The organism is Rothia sp. LK2492 (assembly GCF_040946345.1).
In the GTDB taxonomy this organism is placed as follows: domain Bacteria; phylum Actinomycetota; class Actinomycetes; order Actinomycetales; family Micrococcaceae; genus Rothia; species Rothia endophytica.
The window spans coordinates 219065-243862 of sequence record NZ_JAYWLX010000003.1 but is presented as its reverse complement, the minus strand read 5'-3'; the positions used below and the strand labels follow the sequence as shown (position 1 = coordinate 243862).

20 protein-coding genes are annotated in these 24798 nt (G+C 57.6%); 6 read left to right on the top strand and 14 right to left on the bottom strand.

Going from position 1 to position 24798, the window contains the following annotated elements; all coding sequences use genetic code 11:
• The first annotated feature begins 98 nt into the window (after nt 1–98).
• Entirely contained in the window at nt 99–1460 is a 1362-nt protein-coding gene (locus VVR27_RS05020) for an MFS transporter (protein WP_346873230.1), read from the top strand.
• Between the two features lie 75 nt (nt 1461–1535).
• Here VVR27_RS05020 and VVR27_RS05015 read toward each other — a convergent pair whose 3' ends face one another.
• Both VVR27_RS05015 and smc read right to left on the bottom strand, forming a co-directional pair.
• A complete protein-coding gene (locus tag VVR27_RS05015; RefSeq protein WP_368547326.1) occupies nt 1536–2597 on the bottom strand; it encodes an alpha/beta hydrolase in 1062 nt (353 codons plus the stop codon).
• Nucleotides 2587–6123, bottom strand: coding sequence for a chromosome segregation protein SMC (smc, locus tag VVR27_RS05010; protein ID WP_368547325.1), 3537 nt, complete (start codon nt 6121–6123; stop codon nt 2587–2589). Before smc ends, VVR27_RS05015 begins: the two co-directional genes overlap by 11 nt.
• A gap of 205 nt (nt 6124–6328) precedes the next feature.
• On the opposite strand from smc, the gene VVR27_RS05005 reads away from it, so the two are divergent.
• From VVR27_RS05005 to VVR27_RS04995, 3 genes are all read left to right on the top strand, one after another.
• Complete coding sequence (locus tag VVR27_RS05005) at nt 6329–7360, top strand: 3-oxoacyl-ACP synthase III (RefSeq protein WP_368547324.1); 1032 nt, start codon at nt 6329–6331, stop codon at nt 7358–7360.
• Between the two features lie 95 nt (nt 7361–7455).
• Nucleotides 7456–10176, top strand: coding sequence for an alpha/beta fold hydrolase (locus VVR27_RS05000; protein WP_368547323.1), 2721 nt, complete (start codon nt 7456–7458; stop codon nt 10174–10176).
• Nucleotides 10170–11231, top strand: coding sequence for an NAD-dependent epimerase/dehydratase family protein (locus VVR27_RS04995; protein ID WP_368547322.1), 1062 nt, complete (start codon nt 10170–10172; stop codon nt 11229–11231). The genes VVR27_RS05000 and VVR27_RS04995 overlap by 7 nt, the downstream gene beginning before the upstream one ends.
• Before the next feature lie 38 nt (nt 11232–11269).
• Here VVR27_RS04995 and mutM read toward each other — a convergent pair whose 3' ends face one another.
• From mutM to coaD, 5 genes are all read right to left on the bottom strand, one after another.
• Nucleotides 11270–12256, bottom strand: coding sequence for a bifunctional DNA-formamidopyrimidine glycosylase/DNA-(apurinic or apyrimidinic site) lyase (mutM, locus tag VVR27_RS04990; RefSeq protein WP_346873237.1), 987 nt, complete (start codon nt 12254–12256; stop codon nt 11270–11272).
• A gap of 155 nt (nt 12257–12411) precedes the next feature.
• Nucleotides 12412–13071: a ribonuclease III gene (gene rnc / locus VVR27_RS04985; RefSeq protein WP_368547321.1), complete on the bottom strand. Its 660-nt coding sequence runs from the start codon at nt 13069–13071 to the stop codon at nt 12412–12414.
• Between the two features lie 38 nt (nt 13072–13109).
• The gene (gene rpmF / locus VVR27_RS04980) at nt 13110–13313 is read right to left on the bottom strand and encodes a 50S ribosomal protein L32 (RefSeq protein ID WP_237203960.1); all 204 of its coding nucleotides are present in this window, start codon (nt 13311–13313) and stop codon (nt 13110–13112) included.
• Nucleotides 13314–13346: 33 nt separating this feature from the next.
• Nucleotides 13347–13829: a DUF177 domain-containing protein gene (locus VVR27_RS04975; protein WP_346873239.1), complete on the bottom strand. Its 483-nt coding sequence runs from the start codon at nt 13827–13829 to the stop codon at nt 13347–13349.
• Nucleotides 13830–14127: 298 nt separating this feature from the next.
• Nucleotides 14128–14604, bottom strand: coding sequence for a pantetheine-phosphate adenylyltransferase (coaD, locus tag VVR27_RS04970; protein WP_368547320.1), 477 nt, complete (start codon nt 14602–14604; stop codon nt 14128–14130).
• Nucleotides 14605–14724: 120 nt separating this feature from the next.
• Between coaD and VVR27_RS04965 the strand changes: the two genes are divergently transcribed.
• Nucleotides 14725–15933 (top strand): aminotransferase class I/II-fold pyridoxal phosphate-dependent enzyme, encoded by a 1209-nt coding sequence (locus tag VVR27_RS04965; protein ID WP_368547319.1) that lies wholly within the window; start codon nt 14725–14727, stop codon nt 15931–15933.
• On the opposite strand, the gene VVR27_RS04960 is transcribed toward VVR27_RS04965, so the two are convergent.
• The 6 genes from VVR27_RS04960 to VVR27_RS04935 all read right to left on the bottom strand — a co-directional run bounded on the left by VVR27_RS04960 (nt 15930) and on the right by VVR27_RS04935 (nt 22917).
• Nucleotides 15930–16499 (bottom strand): LURP-one-related/scramblase family protein, encoded by a 570-nt coding sequence (locus tag VVR27_RS04960; protein ID WP_368547318.1) that lies wholly within the window; start codon nt 16497–16499, stop codon nt 15930–15932. The two genes, VVR27_RS04965 and VVR27_RS04960, sit on opposite strands and share 4 nt — an antisense overlap.
• Nucleotides 16500–16519: 20 nt before the next feature.
• The gene (gene rsmD / locus VVR27_RS04955) at nt 16520–17083 is read right to left on the bottom strand and encodes a 16S rRNA (guanine(966)-N(2))-methyltransferase RsmD (RefSeq protein WP_346923376.1); all 564 of its coding nucleotides are present in this window, start codon (nt 17081–17083) and stop codon (nt 16520–16522) included.
• Nucleotides 17084–17191: 108 nt separating this feature from the next.
• Complete coding sequence (locus VVR27_RS04950; protein WP_368547317.1) at nt 17192–20029, bottom strand: ATP-dependent DNA helicase RecG; 2838 nt, start codon at nt 20027–20029, stop codon at nt 17192–17194.
• Nucleotides 20026–20964 carry a DAK2 domain-containing protein gene (locus VVR27_RS04945; RefSeq protein WP_368547316.1) on the bottom strand — a complete coding sequence of 313 codons (939 nt, stop codon included), beginning with the start codon at nt 20962–20964 and terminating at the stop codon, nt 20026–20028. Before VVR27_RS04945 ends, VVR27_RS04950 begins: the two co-directional genes overlap by 4 nt.
• Nucleotides 20945–21961: a thiamine-phosphate kinase gene (gene thiL, locus VVR27_RS04940; RefSeq protein WP_368547315.1), complete on the bottom strand. Its 1017-nt coding sequence runs from the start codon at nt 21959–21961 to the stop codon at nt 20945–20947. The genes VVR27_RS04945 and thiL overlap by 20 nt, the downstream gene beginning before the upstream one ends.
• A 20-nt stretch (nt 21962–21981) precedes the next feature.
• A complete protein-coding gene (locus tag VVR27_RS04935; RefSeq protein ID WP_368547314.1) occupies nt 21982–22917 on the bottom strand; it encodes a hypothetical protein in 936 nt (311 codons plus the stop codon).
• Nucleotides 22918–23061: 144 nt separating this feature from the next.
• On the opposite strand from VVR27_RS04935, the gene VVR27_RS04930 reads away from it, so the two are divergent.
• Entirely contained in the window at nt 23062–23601 is a 540-nt protein-coding gene (locus tag VVR27_RS04930; RefSeq protein WP_368547313.1) for a DUF3515 domain-containing protein, read from the top strand.
• A gap of 68 nt (nt 23602–23669) precedes the next feature.
• Here the strand turns inward: VVR27_RS04930 and VVR27_RS04925 are convergent, their stop codons facing one another.
• The gene (locus VVR27_RS04925; RefSeq protein ID WP_346873276.1) at nt 23670–24797 is read right to left on the bottom strand and encodes a D-alanine--D-alanine ligase family protein; all 1128 of its coding nucleotides are present in this window, start codon (nt 24795–24797) and stop codon (nt 23670–23672) included.
• Between the last annotated feature and the right edge of the window lies 1 nt (nt 24798).

The window sequence follows — 24798 nt, the reverse complement described above, 5'->3', positions numbered from 1 at the left end:
TGGCTATCGGCTCTACACTAAAGACGGGGCTCTGAGGTAGCTTAAAGGAATACACATAAGAGCTGAGTAAAGAACCAGAATAGAGATAACACGCACCTATGAGCAAACACATTCCCACCCCATCAATGGATACCGGGGCAATACCCGTCATACCCCAGTCGGTGCGAAACGAGAGCCTTAAGGACCAGCCGCCACGGCCCCAGCCCACCGTCAAGGTGCCAACCCAAATTAAAGTGCTGATTGCAGCGTCCTTTCTGATTGCCCTGGGGTATGGATTGGTTGCACCGGTGCTTCCCAGCTTCGCGCGCAGTTTTGATGTGGGCGCTATGGCAGCCACATTCGTCGTCTCAGCTTTCGCCCTCACCAGGCTCCTTTTTGCCCCTACCAGCGGTAAACTCATCACCCGCTTCGGCGAGCGCAAAATCTATTCCACAGGTCTCTTGATTGTTGCTTTGGGGTCGTTGGGAGCTGGACTCTCGGTCAATTACCCCATGCTCATTGCCTCTCGCGCGGTGGGTGGCATCGGCTCTGTCATGTTCACGGTGGCAGCTATGGGCATCCTGGTGCGTAACTCTCCCCCGGCGATTCGCGGTAGAGTCTCGGGCTACTACGCCACCTCTTTCTTGCTGGGCAACATTCTTGGCCCGGTGCTGGGCGCTCTAGCAGCAGGCTGGGGCATGCGCATGCCTTTCTTTGTCTATGCTCTGTTACTCTTCGGAGCGGCCACAGTGGTACTGACCAAGCTGAAAGAGGAACTCCAAGAGGTTAACCTCAACACCCAAGGTATTGCCGTACCCAAAAAAGCTCTGACCTTTAAAGAGGCTTGGGGGTTCACCAACTTCCGCTCCGCTCTCTTCACCAACTTCGCAGTCGGCTGGTCGGTCTTCGGGTTGCAGAGCTCGGTCATCCCCCTGGCAGCTGTAGCGGTGCTCGCTGACTTTCACCGCAACGAGACCGGCTACGACGCTGCCGCGCGCGGCGCTACGCTCGCTGGTTTCACCCTAGCTGCATACGCGGCAGGTAACGCTCTGACGCAGATTTACTCGGGCAAGATGGGTGACCGTATTGGCCGCCGCCCCATGATCTTTGCCGGTTTGCTGCTCTCTGGCTCTGTTACGTTAGTCTTCGGTTTTATTAATCACCCTGCCGCTTTCGTGGCAACCGCTGTGCTTCTAGGTATTGGTTCAGCGCTACTGGGCCCGTCCTTGCAGGCTTGCCTGTCTGATGTCATTGGAAACAAGCGGTCAGGTGGTCAGCCGCTTGCCTACTATCAGATGGTCTCTGATATCGGCCTCATTATCGGCCCGCTGATAGCAGGTGCCATCATTGATGCCGCCGGCTTCTTCCCTGCCTTCGTGCTCTGCGCAGGTCTGCTGTTGGTAGCTTCTCTTGGGTGGTTGCCCGGCTTCAAACCCAAGTTCCCGGCAGATGTCGCCGAAGAAGGGTACACCGGTAAATAGCCAGCCTGTAAGGATGGGTATCAAACCGTCTCTTCTCAGGCCTTTTCTATGTGTTGAAGCTTTAGCGGTATTTCCTTACTTTTGGGGTGCGAAGCATGTTTCAACCGCATGCTGGTAAGCAGCCAAGCAGTTGGCACGCGCCGTCCTAGCCAGAGCTGTCCAGGTGAAATGGTCAAAGCCATGGAAACCACCCTCATACAGGTCATAGGTTACCGGCACCCCAGCGCCCTGAAGAGCCTCCACATAATCCACAGTTTCGTCGAGGAAGGGATCCTGCAAACCAATAAAGGTATAGGCAGGGGGCAACCCCGCAAAGGACTCTGCCCGTGCAGGTGCCGCGTAGGCTGGTACCCTGTTACTTCCAAAGAGGTCACCCAGGTAGAGTTCCCAGGCGAGGCGGTTCCTGGTTTCATCCCAGACCAAATCCTCATTGCCCATCATGGACGGTGTGTCCATGCGGTCATTCATCATGGGGTATAGCGGCAACTGGAAAGCAAGCTGCACCTCCCCCGTATCCCGGGCCTTAAGCGCCAGCGCAATCGCCAAACCGCCACCAGCACTCATGCCACCGATCAACAACTGATCCGGGTTAGTGCCCAACGTTCGCCAGTTATCGCGAGTCCACAAGAGCGCGGCGTAAGAGTCATCAAAGGCGGCCGGATAAGGCGCCTGCACCGAAGTGCGGTATTCAGGGGCGATCACCACGGTGTCAGTGGTCAGCACAAAGTCAGCAATACTGCGCACTTCAGCCGAGGCACTCCCACGGGCATACCCACCCCCGTGCAACCAAAACAGGGCGGTGGAGCCGCGCCCTGCGTCTTCACCCACTCGCTTCTTAGCGCGGTAGATGTAGAGAGGTAACGGTCCCGCCGGGCCATCAATCATGATGCGGGAAATGTCAATCCGCCGGTGGGTGGGAACATCAATATCGTGGGCAGTTGGCTTGCTTCTGGGAGCATCAACAAGCTCTGACATCGTGGAAAATCCAGTGTAGCGGCTTACCAGCCAACCGGGCAGGAGGAGTTCCTTATCGGTTTGCGGGTAGCGGAAGCTCAAGGTTGCCAGCCCCGCCCCAGTGGCACTCAGGCCGGCAGCTAGCACGCCTCCAGCAGCGAATAACCTTTTCTTAGCCGTCATTCTTATCTGCTCCTTCTGTTACCGCAGCTGTCACATCAGCACCACGCTGAGAGATCACCGTAGAAACGCCCTCTCGCATGGAAATACCGTACAGCGTATCAGCGCTACTCATGGTGCGCTGGTGGTGTGTCACCATAATGAGCTGGGAAATTTCCCTGAGGCTCTCCAGGACCCCCAGCAGACGGCCCAGGTTACGGTCATCTAAGGCAGCTTCAACTTCATCTAGCACGTAGAAGGGCGCTGGCTTGGTCATAAAAATTGCCAGCAAGAGAGCCAGGGACGCCAGCGAGCGCTCACCACCGGAGAGCAGGGATAGGCGACTCACCTTTTTACCGGCAGGGCGAACCTGCAAATCAATCCCGCTGTTCTGGGGGTCGGTTGGGTCAGCGAACACCAGCTGTCCCACACCGCCAGGGAAAAGCTCAGCAAAAATCTGTTCAAACTGTTTTTGCACCTGAGTGAAAGTTTGCTCAAAGGATTTCTCGATATGCTTCGAAATGTCTTTCATGACAGCGCGCAGGTCTGATCTGCTGTTCTTGAGATCCCTCATCTGCTCCTGCAGATAATCGTGCCGCTGTTTCAGCGCTTCGAACTCTTCTAATGCCAGTGGGTTGACGACGCCCAGGCGCTTCAGTTCTTTCTCAGCAGTCGCCAGATCCTGTTCAAGCTGTTCACGGGAGACAGACCCCTCAGTTGAGTCAGCTTCATCCGATGTGCCCTGGTGTGCTGCAGCAAGCACGTCTTTTAGACCCTGCCCTAGCTCATCAAAGGCGCGGCTCTCCAGGGCTTCCCATCGCGCTTCTAAACGGGCATGAGTAGCAGCCGCCTCGGCCTTTAGCGTCAAGGCGGCGGCAACGCTCTTTTGGGCGCCATCGAGTTCCTGACGTACACCGGCTATCTCTTCGCGCAGACGCAGCACGGCTTGCTGGCAAGCTTCGTGCTGCTGGTCTAGCTCCCCAAGGGAATCGGCCAGTGCCGCTAACAGTGCTTTTGCAGATTTTTGAGCTTTAACAGCCCGCGCGCGTTTTAAATGCCCTTCTTCTTCTCTTTTCTGTGCGTGCTCTTGGGCACGTTGAACAGCTTCAAGGGCTGTTTTCGCCTGAGCTACTCTAGCTCCAGCACTCTCTTGAAGTTCTACGAGGTGGGCATGCTCAGACTGAGCCAAGATCAGACGACGGCTCGTTTCGGTGGCATCTGCTCGTGCCTGCATCAGAACCCGGGTGAGCTTTTCGCGCTGGTCGAGCGGTTTCTGGGCAAAGCAAGCATCCAGGGCTTCGATTGCAGCCTGCAGTTTAGTATCAGTTTCCTCAAGAAGATCGACCGCCCGCTGCGCTCTCTCGGATAAGCGTGAGGTTTCGGCGCCGGTCGTCTCAGCCCTAGCCTGGAGCGCGGCTAATTCAGTGCTGGCTTTGGCAAGGGCCGTTCGGTCAGCACCCAGGGTGCGGGCAATGCTCTGTTCTTCTGCGGTAGCTTCGGAGTGGGCACTCTGTGCGTCAGCACTTGACTGCTGGGCTGTTCGATAGGCAATCTGAGCCTCGCAGAGTTCTTTGGTGACTGCCGCCAGCTGGCTATGCAGTTCAACTGCCCCCGCACCATCTGCCGGGTAAAACACTGAGCTGGAGGTTCGCGCAGTAGCCTCTTGGCTCACCAGCCTTGCCTGAGGGTAGCGGATTATAAGCCTGCGAGCTTGCGCATCATTATCACAAAAAGCCAGATTGCCCAACGAGATCAGCAAAAGCTGTTGGAGTGATTCAGGGGCTTCTACCAGGTCAGTAAAGCGATATACCCCCGGCTCAGCATAAAGTTCAGCTTGAGCGTCAAGTTTTGCTTCAGCATTGTGGTGGGGGTTGAAAAGTGCAGATACTGCCTGCTCAGGTTCTTTACCATCCTTACCAATCAGCGCAGAGGCCAGTTGCCCCAAGGCAATCCCCACTGCCTTTTCCCACCCTTTCTTGACGGTCAGGAGAGAGGCAACTTCTTCTGCTCCATCTGATCTAGCAACAGCAATTGCGTCGCGCATAGCGGGCTGGGCGAAATCATAACTCATCGCGGCTTTGAGAGCTTCGCGTCTCGCTGAAAGTGATTCAACTTCTACTTCAGCTTGATGAGACTGCTGTAGACTGTTCTGCTCAGCTAAAGCCGTCCCCACTCTTTTAGTCCGTGCTGAGGCTTCAGCCTTCACGCCGGCTTCGACCCTTTGCTTAAGTTCGGTAACAGCGTGCCGGGCAGCAGCTATTTCTTTCTCAGAGCCAGCCGCGTTATCCGTGAAATCTTCTAGCTCACCGCGGCGGCTTGCGCACTCCACCTCAGCTCGGTCATGCGCCGCACGAGCTAAAGCTAATTCACCGGTGAGTCGGGCAGCTTCTTCCCGGTAGATAATTTGTGACCGTTCAATATGTTCCAGATTCTCGATAGCTTCGGTGACGGTACGTTCAGCATCCTCCGCATTATCACGAGCAACTTCAACCGCCTTCTGAGCATTATTGAGCGCCTGCTCAATGCGCTGAGCTTCCCGCTTTTCACTCATCCAAGCAGCCTGAGCCTTTTCCACCCGTTCCCCGTCGTCGGCAGCAGAGCTACTCTTTTCTGCTTTCAAGCGTTCGCTAGCAATCAGCTCAACCGCTTGGGCACGATGCTGCACCGATTCAGCACGTGTTAGTAGCTCCCTCACACTGTTACGCTCAGCGGTTTTAGCTTTCTCTCGAACAGCTAAGGTTTCCAGACGTTGAGTCAGCGACTCCCGTTTGAGATGAGCTTCTTTTTGTAGAACGCCAGTTCGTTCACTGGCAGCAGTCTCTTCCTCACGCTTGCGTTCCAGCTGCTGAGCATCAAGTACCAGCAATTCTTTTTTAGCTGAGCGGACGCGGGCAGCCACAGCAGATGCCGAGCGGGCAGCCTCAGCCTGCTCCCGGCGTCCTTCTAGCTGCTGGCTTAGCTCACTGGCAACATCTTCAAGGCGGTCTAGGTTGCCTTTCATGGCTTCTAACCTGGTAGCGGTTCTACTCTGGCGCTTGCGGTATTTTACGAGGCCAGCAGCCTCCTCGATGAGTTCACGGCGATCAGCCGCTGAACCGTGCAAAATTTTATCGAGCTGCCCCTGGCCTACCAGTGAATGGAGCTCTCTGCCTAAACCGGCGTCCGAAAGAAAATCTTGCACATCAGATAAGCGGGCGGGCTTGCCGTTGATTTCATAGTCAGACCCACCAGCAGAAAACATGGTGCGGGCAAGAGAAATTTCAGTATAGGGCAGGGCGAGCGAGCCGTCCGTATTATCGATCACCAACTCTACCCGCGCGCGGCCCAGGGCTGTACGCCCAGAACCACCGGCAAAGATGACATCTTTCATTGAGCCACCTCTGAGAGCAGATGCACCCTGCGCGCCCAGCACCCACGCCAGGGCGTCCACCACATTGGACTTACCCGACCCATTGGGCCCAACAATGGCATTAAGCCCAGGTTCGAACTCAAACATCGTTACTGAAGCAAAGGATTTGAAGCCACGCACGGATAAAGATTTAAGGTGCATCAGGAGCTTTCGGGTTGGGGATAGATAGCAGATTTTTCTGCGCTATCAACAGTACCCCAGCTCTTTTTGCCCTACAGCGATGTGAGAATCACCCGTCAGCTCAATTAAGCATATTAAAATTTTGGGGCGTAAAATGTAAATTGATTAAGCGCCTGCCCGTGTGGTGGGTGTGCCTTTTCGCCCACCTGAAATGCTAGAAGAGTAGATGACTGCCAACTCAGATATCCGTCACCGCAATGCGTCGCTGATTTCCATCACGCGAGTGCTACCCCCTAACACGGTGAATAGTTCCTACTTTGATGAGCAGTTGGCTCAGACCTATCAGCGTCTCAAAATGCCTAAGGGGTTGCTGGAACGACTGGCAGGTATTACTGAACGGCGCTCCTGGGGCGAGGGCATGACCTTCGAGGACGGCGCGGTGGCCGCCGGTGAGCAAGCACTCGCAGCTGCCGGTATCGATAAGGAGCAGGTGGGTCTGCTCATTAATGCTTCGGTAACCCGCGATAACTTTGAACCGGCTGTTGCTGTGGGTGTTCACGACCGCTTGGGGTTGCCCCGCCATGCTCTGACTTTTGATATCACCAACGCCTGCTTGGGCTTTGTGAACGCTATGACTGTGGCATCAACTATGATCGATGCGGGCGCCATTGACTACGCCCTGATTGTTGCTGGGGAGGATCCTTCACCGTGGCACGCCACTGCCCTGCGTCAGCTAAGCCGCCCCGATTCCACCCGTGATGATGTGCTGGCGCAATTTGCCACCTTGACCCTGGGTTCTGGTGCTGCGGCTGCAGTACTGGGACGCTCAGACCAGCACCCCAATGCCCATAAGATTGTGGGGTCAGTGACCCGTGCTGGCACTGAACACCGTGATCTGTGTGTTGGCGGCGAAGCGGATACCGGAATGAACACCGATGCGGCGGGCCTGCTCAAGCACGGTTTAGCGCTGGTGGCAGAGGCTTGGGAAGAGGCCTCCCAGAACGGCTGGGACTGGTCCAACATGACCTCTTACGTCACCCATCAGATCTCTAACGCCCATACCAATGCCATTATTGAGGCTGTTGATTTGGACCGCGAGCGCCTCCCACTTACCTTCCCGGTATGGGGCAATGTGGCTGCTGCCGCTCTTCCCATGACGCTGGCTGAAGATTCGGTCAAGTACAGCAAGGGTGACCGTATTCTCTGCCTGGGTGTTGGGTCCGGTTTGAATACCGCCCTGATGGAAATCACCTGGTAAATATTGTGTGAGGATGCCTACGCCGGCATGGCGAAAGGCACCTGGAACAAGGCACCTGGCGAAAAGCCGGGGCTGGTTACCTATAGAGGTTGAAAATGAATGAAACGCTAACCCCCCACCCCTCTGACTGGCCCGGCGTTAACCCAGAGTGGTCGCACACGCTGGCTGTTCCCTCAACTGCTTCGGTTGAGGCTGAAGGTAGCGTGCGTACCTGGCACTACCTCGATAACCTTGCCGTGTTGAAATCCGCTGGTAAAGAGCCAGTGGGCACCGTGCTCTGTGTTCACGGCAACCCGACCTGGTCTTACCTGTGGCGGTCTGTAGTAGCTGCTGCCAGCGAAGGCGAGCAGCCCTGGCGAGTAGTTGCTGTCGATCAGCTAGAGATGGGCTTTTCAGAGCGCACTGGCTTGGCACGCTCACTGGCTGACCGCATTATCGACCTGGGCGACTTCACCGCCGCGTTGGGCCTTGACTCTACCGATCTACCGCTGGTTACCTTGGCTCATGACTGGGGCGGTCTCATCTCTCTAGGCTGGGCGCTGGGTCACCGCGATATTCTTTCGGGCATCATGCTCACCAACACCGCAGTCTTCCACAATTCAGTCGAGAAAATCCCGGTAGCTCTGCAGGCAGCTCTCTCCCCTACCCTCCACTCCTGGGCAACCCGAGGTTCCACCGCCTTCATTGATGTAACGCTGGGGCTAGCCCAGGCACCTGGCGGCCTGCCAGCAGAGGTCAAGAAAACCTATAAGCTGCCCTACACCACCGCTGAGCACCGCTGCGGTGTGCGCAATTTCGTGGCGGATATTCCCGCTACTGAGGCCGCGCCCTCCTACCGACCCATGCTGCGAGTGGCTGAAGGTATTAAGGGGCTGGACGTCCCTGCTCTCATGCTTTGGGGTACCAAAGACCCGGTCTTCCAGCGCCGCTACATGGCTGATGTGGCCACCCGTTTACCTCAAGCTGATATTCACCGTTTTGAGAATGCCAGCCACTTGGTGGCAGAAGACGAAGATATTGCTACCCCCATTCTTAAGTGGCTGGACCAGCACTTCATCAGCCAGCAAACAGCACGTTCTCTTCATGTGCAAGCTCGTGAACAGTTGAACCCAGTAAGCACTGGTTACCGCCCGATGATTGCCGAGGTTGAAGCACGTGCAAAAGATACTAGTCTCGCTGTAGTAGATATGGACGCCGCCGGTGACGGCACTTCAGTTGCCCGGCAGCTCACCTGGCAGCAGTTGGACGCCGAGGTCACCCGAATAGCCGCAGGTCTGCATAAGCTGGGCGTGCAGCGCGGTGACCGAGTAAATCTTCTGGTGACCCCCGGTATTGATTTGACCGCGCTCATGTACGCCTGCCTCAAGCTGGGAGCTGTGATTGTGGTGGCTGATACCGGTCTGGGGCTCAAGGGTATGACACGCGCACTTAAGGGAGCCCGCCCCACCTGGCTCATCGGTATCCCCACTGCCCTCGCTGCGGCCCGTTCCCTGGGTTGGCCCGGGACTCGTATCGCCGCTACGTCGCTCAAGCCGGCTGCAGCCCGTGCTCTGGGAGTTGTGGGGTCAGTGGCCGACTTTGAGACGCCCTCTACTTTCGAACTCACCTACCCGCAACCTGATGCGGACGCCGCGATTCTTTACACCTCGGGCTCCACTGGTCCGGCTAAGGGTGTGGTCTACACCCATCGCCAGTTGGCTGCCATGCGTGATGCCATTGCTGGCACCTACGATTTAGCGGCGGGCAACGGTCTAGTCGCTGGCTTCGCACCCTTTGCTCTGCTGGGGCCAGCACTGGGTGCCACCAGCGTCACCCCCACCATGGATGTCACCAAGCCTAAAACTCTCACCGCTTCAGCCCTGGCATCGGCTGCGGCAGCTATCGACGCCACTACTGTTTTTGTCTCCCCTGCCGCCATCATGAACGTCATTGCTACTGCCGGGGACCTAAACACCCAACAACGGGAGGCCCTGGGCAAGATAGGTACGGTGCTCTCAGCTGGCGCCCCCGTTACCTCTGCCCTCTTGGCTCAGCTGCAGGACATTGTGCCAGCAGCTGCTCTGCACACCCCCTATGGCATGACCGAGGCTCTGCCGACCACCGATGTCTCCTTTGAGAAGATTCAGCGGGCAGAAATGGACGCCGCAGACGGCATGCTGGGCGCTGGCGGGGGTGTCTGCGTGGGTAGTCCTGTCTTCGGTGCGCGAGTGCAGATTGCTCCTTTGCTCGCCGATGGGTCTGCCAGTGCGGAGGTGACAGAAGAACCCGGTGTGACAGGTGAAATCCTGGTCTCTGCACCCCACGTGAAGGATCGCTACGACACCCTCTGGGTAACTGAAGGTGTCTCTACCTCAACCCCCGGGTGGCATCGCACCGGTGATGTGGGCCACTTTGATGCCGCTGGTCGCCTCTGGGTTGAAGGGCGTCTAGCTCATGTGCTGGTCACCAGCCAGGGAGTGCTGACCCCCGTTGCTCTGGAACAGGCAGCAGAGCTGGTACCCGGTGTTTGTCGGGCTGCCGCCGTTGCCGTGGGGCAGACCGGCGCGGCGTCCCCGGTGATTGTTGCCGAGGTTGGCCCTCGCTTTGAGGGTAAGAAAACCCGAGTCGGCCGGGCACCGGTTGAACTGACGCAGCGGGTGCGCCAGGCGGTGTTGCAAGAAACCGGTATTGAGATTTCAGCAGTGCTGATGGTTGCTGAACACCCCACGGATGTGCGCCATAACTCCAAGATTGATCGCCCGGTATTAGCGACCTGGGCTCGCAAGGTATTGGCTGGCAAGAAGGCTCGCGTGGGCAAGGGAGTTATCGCATGGTAGTCTCACTGCGCCCCATTACCCCTTCAGATTTCGCGCCCCGCCTCGGTGAACGCGTATTACTCACTGGCGCCTCAGGCATGTTGGGCAGAGAAACCGTCTTTGCTCTGTTGAGAGCTGGCTACGATGTTCGAGCTTTCCAGCGAGGGGATGCTGGCATCGCTGAGGTACTGCCGGAGTCAGTCACCGATCGTTTTTCGCAGGTACGCGGCTCGGTCAATGACGCAGCTGTGCTCAGCCAAGCCTTAGATGGTGTGGATGGGGTCATTCACATGGCCGCTAAGGTATCGGTGGTCGGTGACTGGGCTGACTACGAGCGAGTCAATATTGAAGGAACCCGTGCGCTGCTGGACGCCGCGCGGGAAGCCGGTATCCGTAAGTTCCTCAATACGTCCTCACCCTCGGTTGCTCACACCGGCAGTGCCATTGAAGGTGAGGGTAACTCACCGGCATCCCCCGAGCATGCCCGGGGTAACTACGCCCGTTCTAAGGCAGCAGCTGAGCAACTAGCGCTGAGCTACGATTCGGCCGATTTCTGGGTGGGCGTCTTGCGCCCGCATTTAGTCTGGGGCCCCGGTGATACCCAGCTGGTTGAGCGCGTCCTTGAACGCGCCGCTGCCGGGCGTCTGCCCCTGCTCAATGATGGCACTGCCCTGATTGATACGCTCTACATTGATAACGCTGCGGACGCTTTTGTGCGTGGTTACCAGCGCCTTGAACAGATTCATGGCACCCCGCTGGTAGTCACTAATGGGCAACCACGCACGGTAGCGGAAATTCTGGCTGGAATGTGCACCGCCTGCGGCGTGCCTGCTCCCTCCCGTTCACTCCCTGCCCGCTTGGCGGTGGGTCTCGGGCTGGCGCTGGAAAAGATTTGGGCACTCCGCGGTACGGATGAGATTCCGCCCATGACGAGTTTCTTGGCAGAGCAGCTCTCGACCTCTCACTGGTTTGATCAGAGCCTCACCCAGCAACTGCTGGACTGGACGCCCGCAGTGAGCTTGGAAGAGGGCTACACCAAGCTAGGTGCCTTCTACGGGGACCGGTTCAGTCGCTAACTCGCTCCAGGATACTGGCGGATTCCTGCTTCACGCTCCTATGCCTTGACGCCGCGCGGTCTACGCTGACAGTGAGGGCACCGGTAGGAGCTCCGCCCCCCGAAGGGTTCGCGTACCATGATGCTGGTGCGCCCCGCTTCAAGGCAGCGTGCGCACGGCTTGCCAGCCTGCCCGTAAGCAAAGAGGGATCGGTCGAAGTAGCCTGACTCTCCGTTGACGTTGACGTATAGAGCATCGAAGCTGGTGCCGCCCTGGGCAAGGGCGTCCTGCATCACCCGAGTGGCCCCGGCGATGAGTTCTCGGGTTTGGGCGGGGCTGAGCGTTTTAGCGGGTTTGGCATAGTGCAGACGGGCCCGCCAGAGCGCCTCATCTGCATAAATGTTGCCTACCCCGGAGACAACGGACTGATCTAGTAGAAGTTTTTTAATACCGGTGGAGGTTTTCAGCATTTTGCTGCGCACCTCAGCCAGGTCAAAGTGAGGGTCTAGCGGGTCTCGGGCTATGTGAGCCACCGACGCCGGGATCAGCGGCAGATTCAGTGCACTTGAGGACGCCGCCGGCACCGGCTCGCCCTCGCGATTGGTTGTTTCAACCAGAGGGTCGAGGAACATTCCGCCGAAGATACGCTGGTCTACAAAACGCATGTCGAGATCGCTGGCCTGCCCCGCTTCATCAGTGGCACCAGCCAGGTTGAGCACGATTTTCTGGTGTTTTTCAGTAGCCATCGCAGGTTCTTTAAGGAGCACCTGTCCGCTCATCCCCAGGTGTATGACCAGGGCAATCGGCGCCACCTGCCCCTCGTGGGCAGCTTCAGCATCACGGGCGAGCAAGACCCAAAGGTACTTACCACGCCGGCAAATATCAGCGATAATAGCGCCTTCAAGCTGCTGGATAAAATCAACTGGCCCGGCCAAGTGACGCCGCACCGAACGTCCGTCCACCACGGTGACCCGCTCTATGGCAGCACCCAGGGTATGCCCCGCAAGACCGCGGCGCACCACTTCAACTTCGGGTAATTCAGGCATACCTCTCCCCTTCTTTAGTTCCCCCCTATTGTGCCTCGGCAGGTACTGCCTGGCAAAGAAAGAACGTGCCTGCTAGACCCGAATACACCACCGAGGCGGTACATTCGAACCTATCAGGCACGTTCTTTTGATGAAATTTTAGGGCGGAGCCATTATCAGTTGCCGTGAATAGCGTAGTAGGCGGCCTCAGCCGCTAGGCGCTCGGCTTCCTTTTTGCTCGTCCCCTGCCCGGTCCCCAATTCCCTGTCTGCCAGGAGTACCGTTGCAGTGTAGCGGCGGGCGTGGTCAGGGCCGGTACCCTCAACGCGGTAAACAGGTTCACCGGTGCCAGCGGCAGCGGCGTACTCTTGAATCTCAGTTTTCCAGTCGCGGCCAATGTTCAGAGTTTTCTGGTCGTCCAGCAGCTGCCCCACGTGCTCCAGCACCAGCCGGTGAGCGCGTTCGGGGCCGTAGCTCATGTAAACCGCGCCGAAGACAGCCTCCATGGTGTCCGCAAGAATTGAATCTTTATCGGCACCACCGGTCTTGGTTTCGCCCTTCCCCAGAAGGATGCAGGGACCAAGGCCCAGCGTGCGAGCGAGGGCGGCGAGGGTTCGGGTGGAGACCACCACGTGGTGACGCTTCACCAGCTCACCTTCAGCCAGGTCCGGGAACCTTCTATAGAGTTCGGAGGCGACCGCTAGTGAGAGCACCGAGTCACCTAGAAACTCTAGACGCTCGTTATTGGGCACGTTTCCGTTCTCAAAGGAGTAAGAACGGTGAGTCATTGCTAGACGAAACGCCTCGGCGTCGAGACCGACACCGAGGCGTTTCATAAACTCTTGTGATTGAGAGTTGTTCATCAGCGCTAAACTTACGCGTCAGCTACCTTGCGGCCCTTGTACTCGTAGAAGAGTTCGGTGCCTGCAGAGTCAGTGACCAGCTTTGCCTGGTGAGGCAGGGAGTAGGTTACGCGACCGTTTTCAACGGTCTTGACCAACTGAGGAGCGGACGCCTTCCACTGGGAACGACGTGCGCGGGTGTTAGCACGGGACATTTTCCGCTTGGGAACAGCCACAGCTATCTCTTTTCTCTTGAATTATCTTAAGTTTTATTTGTCGTCTGCATCGAGCAACGCAGAAAGCGAATTCCACCGCGGGTCTAGTACCTCGTGGTGATGCTCGGGGTCTTCCTCCAGGCGGATTCCACATTCGGAACACAAACCCTGGCAGGAGTCCCTGCAAACAGGCTGGAACGGCAATTGTAGAATTACGGCGTCCCGCAGTGCCGGTTCGAGATCAATTTCATCGTTCTCTACGGCGTACTGCTCATCTACTTCATCTTCGGGGCCACCTGAAGGTGCCTTCTCAAAGACAAAAAGCTCTTGGACATCGGCTGTTATATCAAATTCAACCGGGTCTAGGCAGAGGCTGCATTCACCGTTCATGGTGACAAATGCAGTACCAGTTACCAAGATACCATCTGAAACGGATTCCAGGCGAACATTGAGGTCAATGTCGTCACCCTCTTCCGCCCCAATTAGAGCGTTACCAAAGTCAATTGGTGCTGGCACAACTTCTTCAAGGGTTTCCATACTGCCCGGTCGTTTGCTGAGATCTCGCGCGGAGATCTTCAGGGGCGATGAATCTTTTCGTGAAATGACGAACTCCCTCAAGAATGTTTTAAACCAAGAACCAATTCTAGGTGGCTAGCGGCGACTATTCAAGCCTGCTTCGGTTTTAACACTGTTTCCCCTGACACAGTGGGGTGGATGGATGCAGTCTAAGTGGTGAGCGCCCTCAACGCTGGTTGACTTTGCTCTGCAAGAGGGGCAGCTAGCTTTGAGTGACCCCATCATCCTTACCTTCTGGCTCGACGAGTTTATGATCGATCTACTGAGCTTCGGCGAAGGCTCGCTGCACGGCCCGCGGGACGAAGGCGCGCACGTCCCCGCCGTACCCTGCAACCTCTTTGACAATGGTGGAGGAAAGGTGGTTGTGTTTGGGGTCTCCGGCAAGGAATACTGTTTCGACACCGGAAACGTGCCGGTTCATGCTGGCCATGGGTGCTTCGTATTCAAAGTCTTGGGCATTGCGCACGCCTTTAACCATGAGGATTGATCCACGTGAGCGCACGAAGTCGGCCAGGAGCATGTCGGTTGGCAGGGCTTCTACGGTGACATCGTCAAAGAGGGCGAAGGTTTCTTCTGCCATCGCGATGCGTTCTTCAAGGGTGAAGCGGTAGGTCTTTTTGGCGTTGTGCGCGACCGCCACAATAACGCGGCCGTAGAGCTTTGCGGCGCGGGTGATGATTTCTACGTGACCGTTGTGGATGGGGTCAAATGATCCGGGGCAAACTACCAATTGCATGCCTCCCAGCCTAGCAGTCTGAGAGATAGCTGATCATTATGTGACAGAGTGGGGACGCTTGAGCTTGGGTGTTGGGTACAGTGGAGTGAGTTTGTTACCGAGTTTTGCGAGGTTCTTGTGGTGCAGCGAGCGTATGAACGGGTAGGTCAGGCAGCGGGCCTGATGGGCGCTGATGGCTCTTGGCGGTCTACCATTTTTGAGGAAATCTCTGCTCTGGCTAACCAGCAGGGAGCCCTTAACCTGGGGCAGGGCTTCCCTGATACCGACGGGCCGGCGGTGATGTTGGACGCCGCAGCTGAGGCTATGCGCACAGGGGTCAACCAGTACGCCACGATTGCCGGGCTGCCTGTCTTGCGAGAGGCTATCGCCCAGCATCAGCAGCGCTTTTATAATCTTGAGCTCAACCCCGAGACCCAGGTGCTGGTGACGGCTGGTGCCTCAGAGGCTCTGGCGTCCTCTATTGGCGCGCTCGTGGAACCGGGGGAAGAAGTCATCCTCTTCGAGCCCTACTACGACCTCTACCCCGCCGCAGCGGCTCTAGCTGGGGCGCAGATCAAAACGGTACCGTTGCTGCCTCCCACTTTTACACCGGACCTTGAAGCTCTTGAAGATGCGTTCAGCGAGCGCACCCGCTTGATTGTGGTCAATGACCCGCATAACCCCACCGGAACAGTTTTTTCGCGGTCGGTTCTTGAGAAAATTGTGGGCCTGGCGCGGCAACACGACGCACTCATTTTGGCTGATCAGGTCTATGAGCATCTCTATTACCCCGGTGTGGATTTTACTCCCATCCAGGCTGTGCCCGGAGCCGCCGAGCGAACCCTGGCGGTATCGGCTATTTCTAAGACTCATTCCCTGACCGGTTGGCGGGTGGGTTGGGTCACCGGTCCGGCTCATCTGCTGGAAGCAGTACGTCCGGTCAAGGGCTATTTCTCCCACAGTGCCGCGGCGCCGCTACAGGTAGCGGCAGCAACCGGTGTGGCGTTGGGTGACGATTTCTACCGAGGATTTAGGGATAACTACACTGCTCAGCGTGACCTGCTGATCGCTGGCTTGGCAGGTTCACCCTGGCAGATGATGGAGCCTTCTGGCACTTTCTTCGCCATAGCCGATGTCTCTCAGGTCCTAGAGGCCAAGAGCTTTGCTGATGCGGAAGAGCTCTGCGCGGCGCTGCCCCAGTTGGCAGGTGTAGCACTCATTCCTCTGACCGCTTTCGTGACCGAAGGCTTCCGCCCGCAGGTTGCTTCCTACGTGCGCTTTGCCTTCTGCAAAAAGCCGGAGGTCTTACGTGAAGCGGTGAGTAGGCTACTGGCCTTCACCGCTCACTAGTTACGGGCGTCCTTGGCTCGCATCAGGTCAAGTGCAATCAATGCACCCACCATGGCTAGGCGAACGGGCTCTGGTGCATCAGGATCGAAGGACACCGAGTAACGGCTGCGCCCGCGCAGACCGGCCACTACCCCGCCCCACTGGCGGCTCACCTGGGCAGCTACCCTTTCGCCGGTGCGAATGGAGAAGTCGTATTCGAGGATGCTACCGGCTAGTTCCAGAGTCAGACCAGGCATTTCGATCTTCAAACGCTTGCGCATCATAGAGAATTGTTTACGCACGTGGGCCAGCAAGGAGCCATCGGGGGTGATGAGTTCGTAGCGGTCAAAGCCCATGTCGAAGGGGTCTTTGATGTGAAGTAGAAGGTTACCGCGTTCATCGAGCAGGTCGAAGGTTCGACTGCCTTTGAGCAGGCGTGCCCCAACCCCGCCGGTGGTGAGCACCTGACCGACCAGGTTGCCGGCGGCGTCCTCAATTCTGAAGTCGTTGCTCAGCATGCTACTGGTCTGCTGAAAAACCAGGGTGTTACTGGTCAAAAGTTGGGGAGTGTCATCGTTCTTGCTCATGCCCTTAGCCTAGCAAGAGGCTAGGTGGCTGACTCCACATAGTAGAGCACTGTTTCGCCGTATTTTTTGTCAGCAAACTTTTCGAGGGTACTGGGCCAAACGGGCTCGCCAGTGCGGGCAGCCCGTTCAACCACAATCACCGCCCCATCAGCAAGGTGCTGGGCAAGGGTGGTAAGGAGCTCGACCAGCTCCTCGTTATCCACTGAGTAGGGCGGGTCTACAAAGACAACATCCCAGGGCTCTCCCCGGTAGGTGTTCAGGTAGCTGCGGGCGGTCATCTTGTGCACGCGGGAGCTACCGCCACCAGCTTTTGCCACGGCTGCGCTGTTCTTTTCAATAGCAGTAATGGCTTTGGGGTAGTGATCCACGAAATCAGCGTGCACGGCTCCGCGAGAGAGAGCCTCGCACCCCAGTGCGCCTGAGCCGCCAAAGAGATCCAGTACTCGCACCCCCTGGGTGAGCCCGTAACCCTCAAGTCGGGAGAAAAGGGCTTCTTTCACCCGGTCAGTGGTGGGGCGGGTGTTATCACCGGGCACACTGGCCAGGCGCAAACCGCCGGCAAGACCTGAGACAATACGGCTCACAATGACTCCAAAAGGTGAGGGAAGGGTGGTGCCTCTAGCCTAGTCCAAAGCCGGGCAACACCGCACACTGAAAGAGGGGGATGGGAAGACAGCGGCTAGGCAGAGCCCCTAGCCCCTGCCCAAGAATGCTTCGCGGTCGGCGTCCAGCGCCCGGTCGATGGTGCGCGCCAAATCGGGGTGCGCCGCCAGGGTGGGGTCAGTCTCAATGAGGGCAAAGGCGTCCTCCCTGGCCCTTTCAATCAGCTTGGCATCGGTCAGGGCGCGCAGCAGTTTGAGAGTAGATTTCTTACCCGACTGTGCAGCCCCCAGAATGTCACCTTCGCGCCGCTGCTCCAGGTCGATGCGGGAGAGCTCAAAGCCGTCGGTCGTGCTGGCAACGGCGGTGAGACGCTCACGTGAGACCCCCTCCGCCGGTTGCTTGGTCACCAGCAGGCAGGTACCGGGTAGTGAACCTCTGCCAATACGCCCACGCAACTGGTGCAGTCCCGAGATGCCAAAGCGGTCGGCGTCCATGATAATCATGAGCGTGGCGTTGGGGACGTTAACGCCCACTTCAATCACGGTGGTTGAGACCAGCAGGTCAAGTTGACCAGCGCTGAACTCGGTCATGACCCGGTTTTTCTCGGCCGTGTCCATCCGCCCGTGCAAGCCGGCGATGCGGGTGCCTGCCAGAACGGGGGTATCTTCTAGCTGTTCGAGTACAGATTCTACGGAGGCCAGTGCATCACGAGCGCTCTCTTGCGCCCCTGGACCAAAAAGGGTCTCCCCCGCTTCAAGGTCTTTGGCGGCATCGGTCCCCCCAATTTTGGGGACCACCACATAGACCTGATGGCCCGCGTCAATCTCTTCCCGAGCCCGTTGCCACAGACGCTCACCCCAGGAAGGTTTTTCGGCCAGTGGCACCACGTAGGTCGATATCTTCTGGCGGCCAGCTGGGAGCTGATCCAGCACGGATGTGTCGAGGTCACCAAAGACCGTCATGGCAACGGTGCGGGGAATAGGGGTTGCCGTCATCACCAGTCGGTGGGGCAGCTCACCGCCCGGGCCGCGCAGGGCATCGCGCTGTTCCACACCAAAACGGTGCTGCTCATCGACCACCACCAGACCCAGGTTAGCGAACCGCACAGCCTCAGCTAACAGGGCGTGGGTGCCAATGACGACATCCGCAGCACCAGAGGCGATAGCTAGAAGGGTCTCTCGCTTAGCCTTAGTTTTCAGAGATGCAGTCAGAAGTAGCACCCGCACCTTGCCGCTAGCTTTTGATAAGGAGGCCGATGCGGGGGCCAACTTGTCCTGCACGGTATCGAGGGGGGCCGCGTCCAAGGGTGAAGTATCGAGAAGGTCGCCCAAAATCTCGCAGACCGAGCGGTAATGCTGCTCTGCCAACACTTCGGTGGGTGCTAGCAGGGCGGATTGTGCAGAGTTATCAGCAACCTGCAGCATGGCACGCAGGGCAACCACGGTTTTACCCGATCCCACATCACCTTGGAGCAGACGATTCATGGGCACGGTTGATGCCAAGTCAGCTTTGATTTCATCGCCGACCTTCAGCTGCCCTTCGGTGAGTTTATAGGGTAACAGGGTGAGCAGGCGGTCAGCGTGAGCGCCGGGAACAAAGGGGCGCGCAAGCGTCTGGTGTGCTGCCCTGGCTGCCCGTATGCGGGCTAGAGCACTTTGGAGCACAAAGGCTTCGCGATAGCGCAGGGAGTGCTGGGCAGCTCGCCAGGTTTCCTCGGTATCGGGAGTATGAACAGCGCGGTAGGTCCACTGCAGGGAGGGTATTTTGCGGGCTCGACGCACGGTATAGGGCACCGAGTCTTCCAGCTCGTTAAGGGGCGCTGCATCTAGCAGGGTTTCGACCGCCGCAGCAACACGGTCAGTCGGACATTTGGGGCTGGCCCGGTAGACAGGGATGGGTGCGCCGGCTTTAGCTCGGGCACGCTCAATGGCCTGCTCCCCCACCGGTTCAGGAGAGCTACGGTCGGTGAGCACCGCATAGTGAGGATTCGTCAGGGTCAGCTCGCCCCGATAGGTGCCTACCTTGCCCGAGAACATCACCTGGTCGCCTTCGTGAATCTCACGGGCAGCCGTCCAGGCATTAAAGAATGAGAGCGTCATGGTGCGCTGATCGCCCACCATGGCGTAGCTGTCAGTTGCATAACCCCCAAAGACGGCACCGGGGTTATAGCTGGCAGATACATCGTAGGTATCTGCATTGCCGGTGACACCAGCTGCGTAGCCAGCTGAGCCGGTAATGCGGGGGTTGCTGTAGGGCCCGGTTGCTGTCGCGGGTGCGGCAGCTCCACGGTAAGCGTTGGGGTTAGGGATGCCCGGATTGGCGCGCCCATACTTGACGGCAAAACTAACGGAATGTTCTTGGGTAGGCTCGGTTTCGTCGCCGCCAAGGTGGTCGGTGATGGTAATTTCAGTGATGGAGCCGCGCCGGGAAGCCATGGTGCGGGTCGTCACCCTCAACACCTTAGCCACAATGGTTGCTTCTTGCCCTTCGAGCAGGGAGCTAAAAGAGGTTAACTCCCCGCGAGGCAGGTATTTTCGCGGGTAGTACTCCAGTAACTGACCCACCGTTTCAAGGCCCAGATGGGTCTTCAGGGATTTAGCCGTCGTTGGCCCCAGATAGGTGCTGAGCTTAGCGTTCTCTAAGCGGTCTTCGGCAGCATAACGGGCCAGTGCCTGCCGCGCTTCCTCGGGTAGAGGCTCAGACTTTTTAGTTCTGCGGCGAGCAGGTTTTCCACTGGTTTTAGTCTGAGCTGGGCTCTTAGACCTAGAGCTGGACGCTTGCCCAGTCTTGGCGCTCGCCGTGACACGGCGGGTAGTTTTGGTCGGTTTTTTTCTAGCTTCAGCGGTCGAAACTTTCTGCTCCCGCGCCTTGCCCGAGTTGGTTGTTGTGCCACTAGCCGGCACCTCAAAAAGAGCGTCATCGCTCATGCCAGTTCTCCGGCATGTCGCTCCCGATGCTCAGCGGTGTCTAAGGCTGTCACTCGCACGTCCTGAGGCTTACCCGCGGCTTCTAAGACTCGCAGAGCATCCCTCTCTTTGGCAACGTGCACGTGAATAGCCCAGAGAGCCTCATGTCCTGCATACACCTGGGCGATGGACACAGAATCACCAATAGTATCCAGGGCGCTACGTAGGGCGGTGACCTCATAGACCGGCAACCGTATGGTGCACATCACCTCCACCTGAGGTTGTGTCTTAGCACCAGCAACCTCCGAATCAAGCAGCTTTTTGCCTTCAAAAGCAGGGGGAAGAACCAGAAGATCAGAGTAGTTAGCGGCAGCCTCTGTAGCGGTTATCGCGGTGTACAGGGCAGCAGTTATGAGAAGCATTCCGAGGGCACCTGAATCCACCCAACCATGACGCGCGTGCTCGGCATGGGCGCTTTGCCGTACAGTCGCTTCAGCTGCATCCACCAGCTTGGCCAGGTAGCCCCCAAAATTTTCTGTAGGCGGTACGACGACTAAGGCTGACATCACGGTGAGAGCGGTTCCCTCAGCGGGCTGACTGAGCGCGCTCTGGGCGCGCTGGGCACCCGCTAACAGGGCATGCTGTAGCTGGGCTACATCCGGGCAATCAAGCCCCTCCAGCTCACTGGCTAAGCCCAGCAACCAAACTGAGACTAGAGTGCCGGAGTTTCCCCGTGCACCTCGCAGAGCAGCGCGTGCGGCGGTTGCGAAATCAGGTTCATCGGCTAGTCCCGCGGTATCAGCTGCCCGCCCTACGGTTGCAACGAGGTTAGTTCCTGTATCAGCGTCAGCTACGGGAAAAACATTGATGCGGTTAAGTAAGTTTCGGTGTTCAACCAGCTGGGTGCGAGCGCGTACCAGCCAGGGCAGCCACCAGTTAGCGGGCAGTTGCTTCAAAGTGGTCCCACCCCTTCGCACGGTAAGTTTTTCCATCAACGGTCACGGCGCCTCCCGGCTGGGTCACCCTACCAATCCGGGTGAAGCCAGCGGGCACGGAGTCTGCCGGGCAAGTCGCCAACAGACCGTGGTCTTCTCCACCGGTTAGCACCCAGTGCAGGGCGAGGTCATCGGCGTTCTGGCTTGGTGCCGTGCATAAATCTGCTGCCTCCTGGGCCCTGGCGACCCAGGGCGACAAAGCAGCAGCGTCTATATCAATGTTAACGCAGGACGCTCGGGCTATTCTCCCAGCATCGCGCAGCAGACCATCTGAAACGTCGAGCATGGCAGTGAGTTGGTGAGCTGCGGAGGCACCACTGGCTAACGGTGAGCACGGTCTTTGCTGAGCTTCAATACAAGCAGACAGCCCGGGAGTGAGCTGGTAGCCTGAAGAGTTCTCTAACAAGGCTAGGCCAGCGGCGGCGGTGCCCACCGCTCCGGCCAGGACGAGTGCGTCCCCGGTTTGAGCCCCGCTACGGAGGACCGGGGTGAGGCAGGTTCCTACAGCCGTAACCGTTACCGAAATCTCGCTTCCGGCTCCTAAATCTCCACCAGAAATACTGCACTTCTCAGCGCCCTGGGCGGTGCAGGCCTCGGTCACCCCGCGAGCAAAGTCCTCTACCCACGTCACGGGCGTATCTGGGGTTAGTGTCAGGGAAATGAGCAGGGTCTGTGGGACGGCCCCCATGGCAGCAATATCAGCCAGATTCTGAGTCGCAGCCTTCCACCCCACATCGTACCCGCTTGTTACCATGCCGTTAGCCCACGTGCATCGGAAATCTTGGTCTTCTGTTTGGGTATCGGTGGTTATCACTGTCAACCCGTCGCGCAGATTAAGCACAGCACAGTCGTCACCGGGGCCAAGCATGAGACGGTCAGCCTTGGTGTTATGACTTTTAATGATGGGTAAGAAGGCCTCTAGCAGCTGGTCCTCACTGACGTCTCGTGCTCTTTGCATGATGGGGTGTTTACCCTTACCTATCGTTTGTCGGTTCGACTCTGGCGCATAAAGTTGCCCACGATGAACAAAAGCCCACATGCTGCAATTCCTGTGAAAACCACGAGCGGGCCAGAACCGCTCACAATGGCTATACCTCGTTCAAAAACGTTACCACTGGGCATGGCGCTAACACTGCCTTCACGCGTTTCTGCTCCCACCACACCGGCAGCGGTGCTGGAGTCAGAGCGGGGCAAAGGGTCGCTCTTGGAATTAAGAAAGCCTTCAACCCACCCAAAGGTGCCATCATAGCTTTGCCGTTCAAAGTACTGGGGATTGGTGAGCCCAAGAACAGATGCAGGTAGCCTGCCAGAAGCCACTGCGGTGGCTTCGCGAGAATCTACGGGAGCAAGCGGAGGGGTAATAACGCCGGTTATACGGTCGCTATTGAAGGTAGAGCCGAGCGTCCAGGGGGAAAGAGCAGCCACAGCCCCTTGAGCTTCTTCAGTGCTTTGCTGAGGTGCAGGTCGCAGGGGCTGAGCCTCGTCATTCGGCTGAGGCAGTGTAGGGACGGATTCCACCTCTTCAGGCGGTTGCGCGCTAGGCTGAGGCGATGCCGGCATCGTACTGGGAGCCTCAGTAGGTTCGGGCGCAGGCGTTGGTTCAGAGGTTGGCTCGGGCGTTGGTTCAGAGGTTGGCTGAGTGGGAGTAGCGCTCTCAGTGGGGGGCGATGTTGGCTCAGAGGTTAGGTCAGGGGTTGGCTCGGGAGAGGACGTCGGCTGCTGCGGCGAGGGGGTGCCGGGAGTAAATTCAGCGGGGGCGCTGCGAGAAGATGTGGGGGTCGGTGAAGCGGTTGCAGTTACGCTCGGGGGCGTTGTTGCCTCAGATGCAGGAGCTGTTTCCATTGCCGCTGCAACGGGTAGCACCATAACACCAAGTGCCCCGGCAACGGCTAGTGCACTGCGTATACGACGCATCCACTCATCCCCTTCCACACGGTCTCAGTTACCTAAATCTTTTGTACTACCCTACCGAATGTTGCCTCCAGTTGAAATGTTGGGTTCAACATGCGCGGAGTGAGGGCACCATATAGACAGACAGGCAGGCGTTAGAATGGTTGGGTGAACACGCTCAAAAAGACCACCCTTCTCACCGTAGTCTGCTTTTTATCCCTCGCTTTTTCGGGTTGCGGCCCGCGAGTTGTTAACCTCCAACCTGCTGAGGACGCAGCCAATCCGGTCTGCGCCTACGCTATGGTCGCTATGCCAGAAACACTCGGCGGTTTTGAACAGCGTGAGACCACCGCTCAGGGCACTACTGCATGGGGCGAGCCGACCGTGTCCGTTCTTAAATGCGGGGTCAGTTTGCCCACCGCACCAGTTGCAGACCCCTGCGCTTCGGTCAATGGTATCGACTGGATCATCAAACCAGCCGATGAACAAATGGCTGAACGTGATGAGCAAAGCGCCACGGGCACCTGGGTAGCGGAGACCTTCGGCCGTACACCCGCCATCCAAATCACCTTCGATGCTGACCAGGTTTCCTCATCAACCCTGCTGGCAGAAATTGCTTCGGCGGTAGGCCAAATTCCTCAGCAGCAAGAATGCACCAATATTGATGACACTCTCTCTGACATAGAGACTGCTGACTCATCTGCCTAAACAGCAATAAACACACAAAGCAAAACCCCGCGTTTTCACTGGTGAATGATAACGCGGGGTTTTGTCTCTTAGCGCAGGCCTAGCGGGCGTTCAAGAGCCAGGGTAATCAGTTCATCAATCAGTTGAGCGTAGCTCACCCCGGTGTTCTCCCACATGGTCTTATACATAGAAATGGGGGTAAAGCCTGGCATGGTGTTAACTTCGTTAATCACCAGGTTCCCGTCTTCTGTGTAGAAGAAGTCGGCACGGCACAGGCCCTCCCCGTCTACTGCCAGGAAAGCTTCAACGGCTAGCTCTCGTAGCTGCTGGGCGACGTCGGTGGGTAGGTCTGCAGGGCAGCGGGTTTCAGCGCTGGTCTTAGAGACGTACTTAGACTCGAAATCATAGAAGCTGTGTTCCTGATCCACCATCACGATTTCACCGGGATGTGAAGCCAACGGGTTAGCTGATTGACGGCCATCGAGCACCGCGCACTCAATTTCTCGCCCTAGGATTCCCGCTTCGATGACAAGTTTGGGGTCATATTTGTGTGCTTCTTCAATGGCGGCATCGAGCTGTTCAGCAGAATCCACCTTGGTAATGCCGAAGGATGATCCGGCGCGTGCGGGTTTTACGAAGACCGGGTAGCCTAGCGCCTGGATGCGTTCACGGGCTTGGTCAGGGTTCTGTACCCACTGGCGGTGGGTGATTACTTCATAGGGCCCAACCGCCAGACCGGCGGCTTCAAAAGCAACTTTCATGAAGTGTTTATCCATGCCGATGGCTGAGGACGCCACACCGCAGCCTACGTAGCGCAGGTCAGCCATTTCTAGCAGCCCCTGAACGGTTCCGTCCTCACCAAAGGGGCCGTGCAACAGCGGGAACACCACGTCAATGGCAGGGCCCATTTCAACGTGGGTCTCGTCCTTGGAATCAATGAGTCGCAGACGGTTATCTCCCCCGCCCAGGGGCAGAAAAACCTGCTTGCCCTCAGTCGGGAAGTCTGCCAGTGCGTTTTCTTCCAGCAGGTGGTTTAGAAAATCTTCATCGGTCAAAAACCAACGCCCATCGCGGGTGATACCAATGGTGACGACGTTGTACTTTTCATGATCGATAGCTCCAAGCACACCGCGAGCGGTAATCAAAGAAATCGAGTGCTCCGATGAGCGTCCACCACACAGGAGTGCGACGGTGGGCTTCTGGCTCGAAAGAGTCATG

Coding starts and splice junctions, on each gene's coding strand:
- VVR27_RS04925 (WP_346873276.1), bottom strand. CDS start 24,797: ATGACTCTTTCGAGCCAGAAGCCCACCGTCGCACTCCTGTGTGGTGGA.
- VVR27_RS05020 (WP_346873230.1), top strand. CDS start 99: ATGAGCAAACACATTCCCACCCCATCAATGGATACCGGGGCAATACCC.
- VVR27_RS04935 (WP_368547314.1), bottom strand. CDS start 22,917: ATGCGTCGTATACGCAGTGCACTAGCCGTTGCCGGGGCACTTGGTGTT.
- VVR27_RS04950 (WP_368547317.1), bottom strand. CDS start 20,029: ATGAGCGATGACGCTCTTTTTGAGGTGCCGGCTAGTGGCACAACAACC.
- mutM (WP_346873237.1), bottom strand. CDS start 12,256: ATGCCTGAATTACCCGAAGTTGAAGTGGTGCGCCGCGGTCTTGCGGGG.
- coaD (WP_368547320.1), bottom strand. CDS start 14,604: ATGCAATTGGTAGTTTGCCCCGGATCATTTGACCCCATCCACAACGGT.
- VVR27_RS05000 (WP_368547323.1), top strand. CDS start 7,456: ATGAATGAAACGCTAACCCCCCACCCCTCTGACTGGCCCGGCGTTAAC.
- thiL (WP_368547315.1), bottom strand. CDS start 21,961: ATGCAAAGAGCACGAGACGTCAGTGAGGACCAGCTGCTAGAGGCCTTC.
- VVR27_RS04975 (WP_346873239.1), bottom strand. CDS start 13,829: ATGGAAACCCTTGAAGAAGTTGTGCCAGCACCAATTGACTTTGGTAAC.
- VVR27_RS04960 (WP_368547318.1), bottom strand. CDS start 16,499: ATGAGCAAGAACGATGACACTCCCCAACTTTTGACCAGTAACACCCTG.
- VVR27_RS04995 (WP_368547322.1), top strand. CDS start 10,170: ATGGTAGTCTCACTGCGCCCCATTACCCCTTCAGATTTCGCGCCCCGC.
- VVR27_RS05005 (WP_368547324.1), top strand. CDS start 6,329: ATGACTGCCAACTCAGATATCCGTCACCGCAATGCGTCGCTGATTTCC.
- rnc (WP_368547321.1), bottom strand. CDS start 13,071: ATGAAACGCCTCGGTGTCGGTCTCGACGCCGAGGCGTTTCGTCTAGCA.
- VVR27_RS05015 (WP_368547326.1), bottom strand. CDS start 2,597: ATGACGGCTAAGAAAAGGTTATTCGCTGCTGGAGGCGTGCTAGCTGCC.
- smc (WP_368547325.1), bottom strand. CDS start 6,123: ATGCACCTTAAATCTTTATCCGTGCGTGGCTTCAAATCCTTTGCTTCA.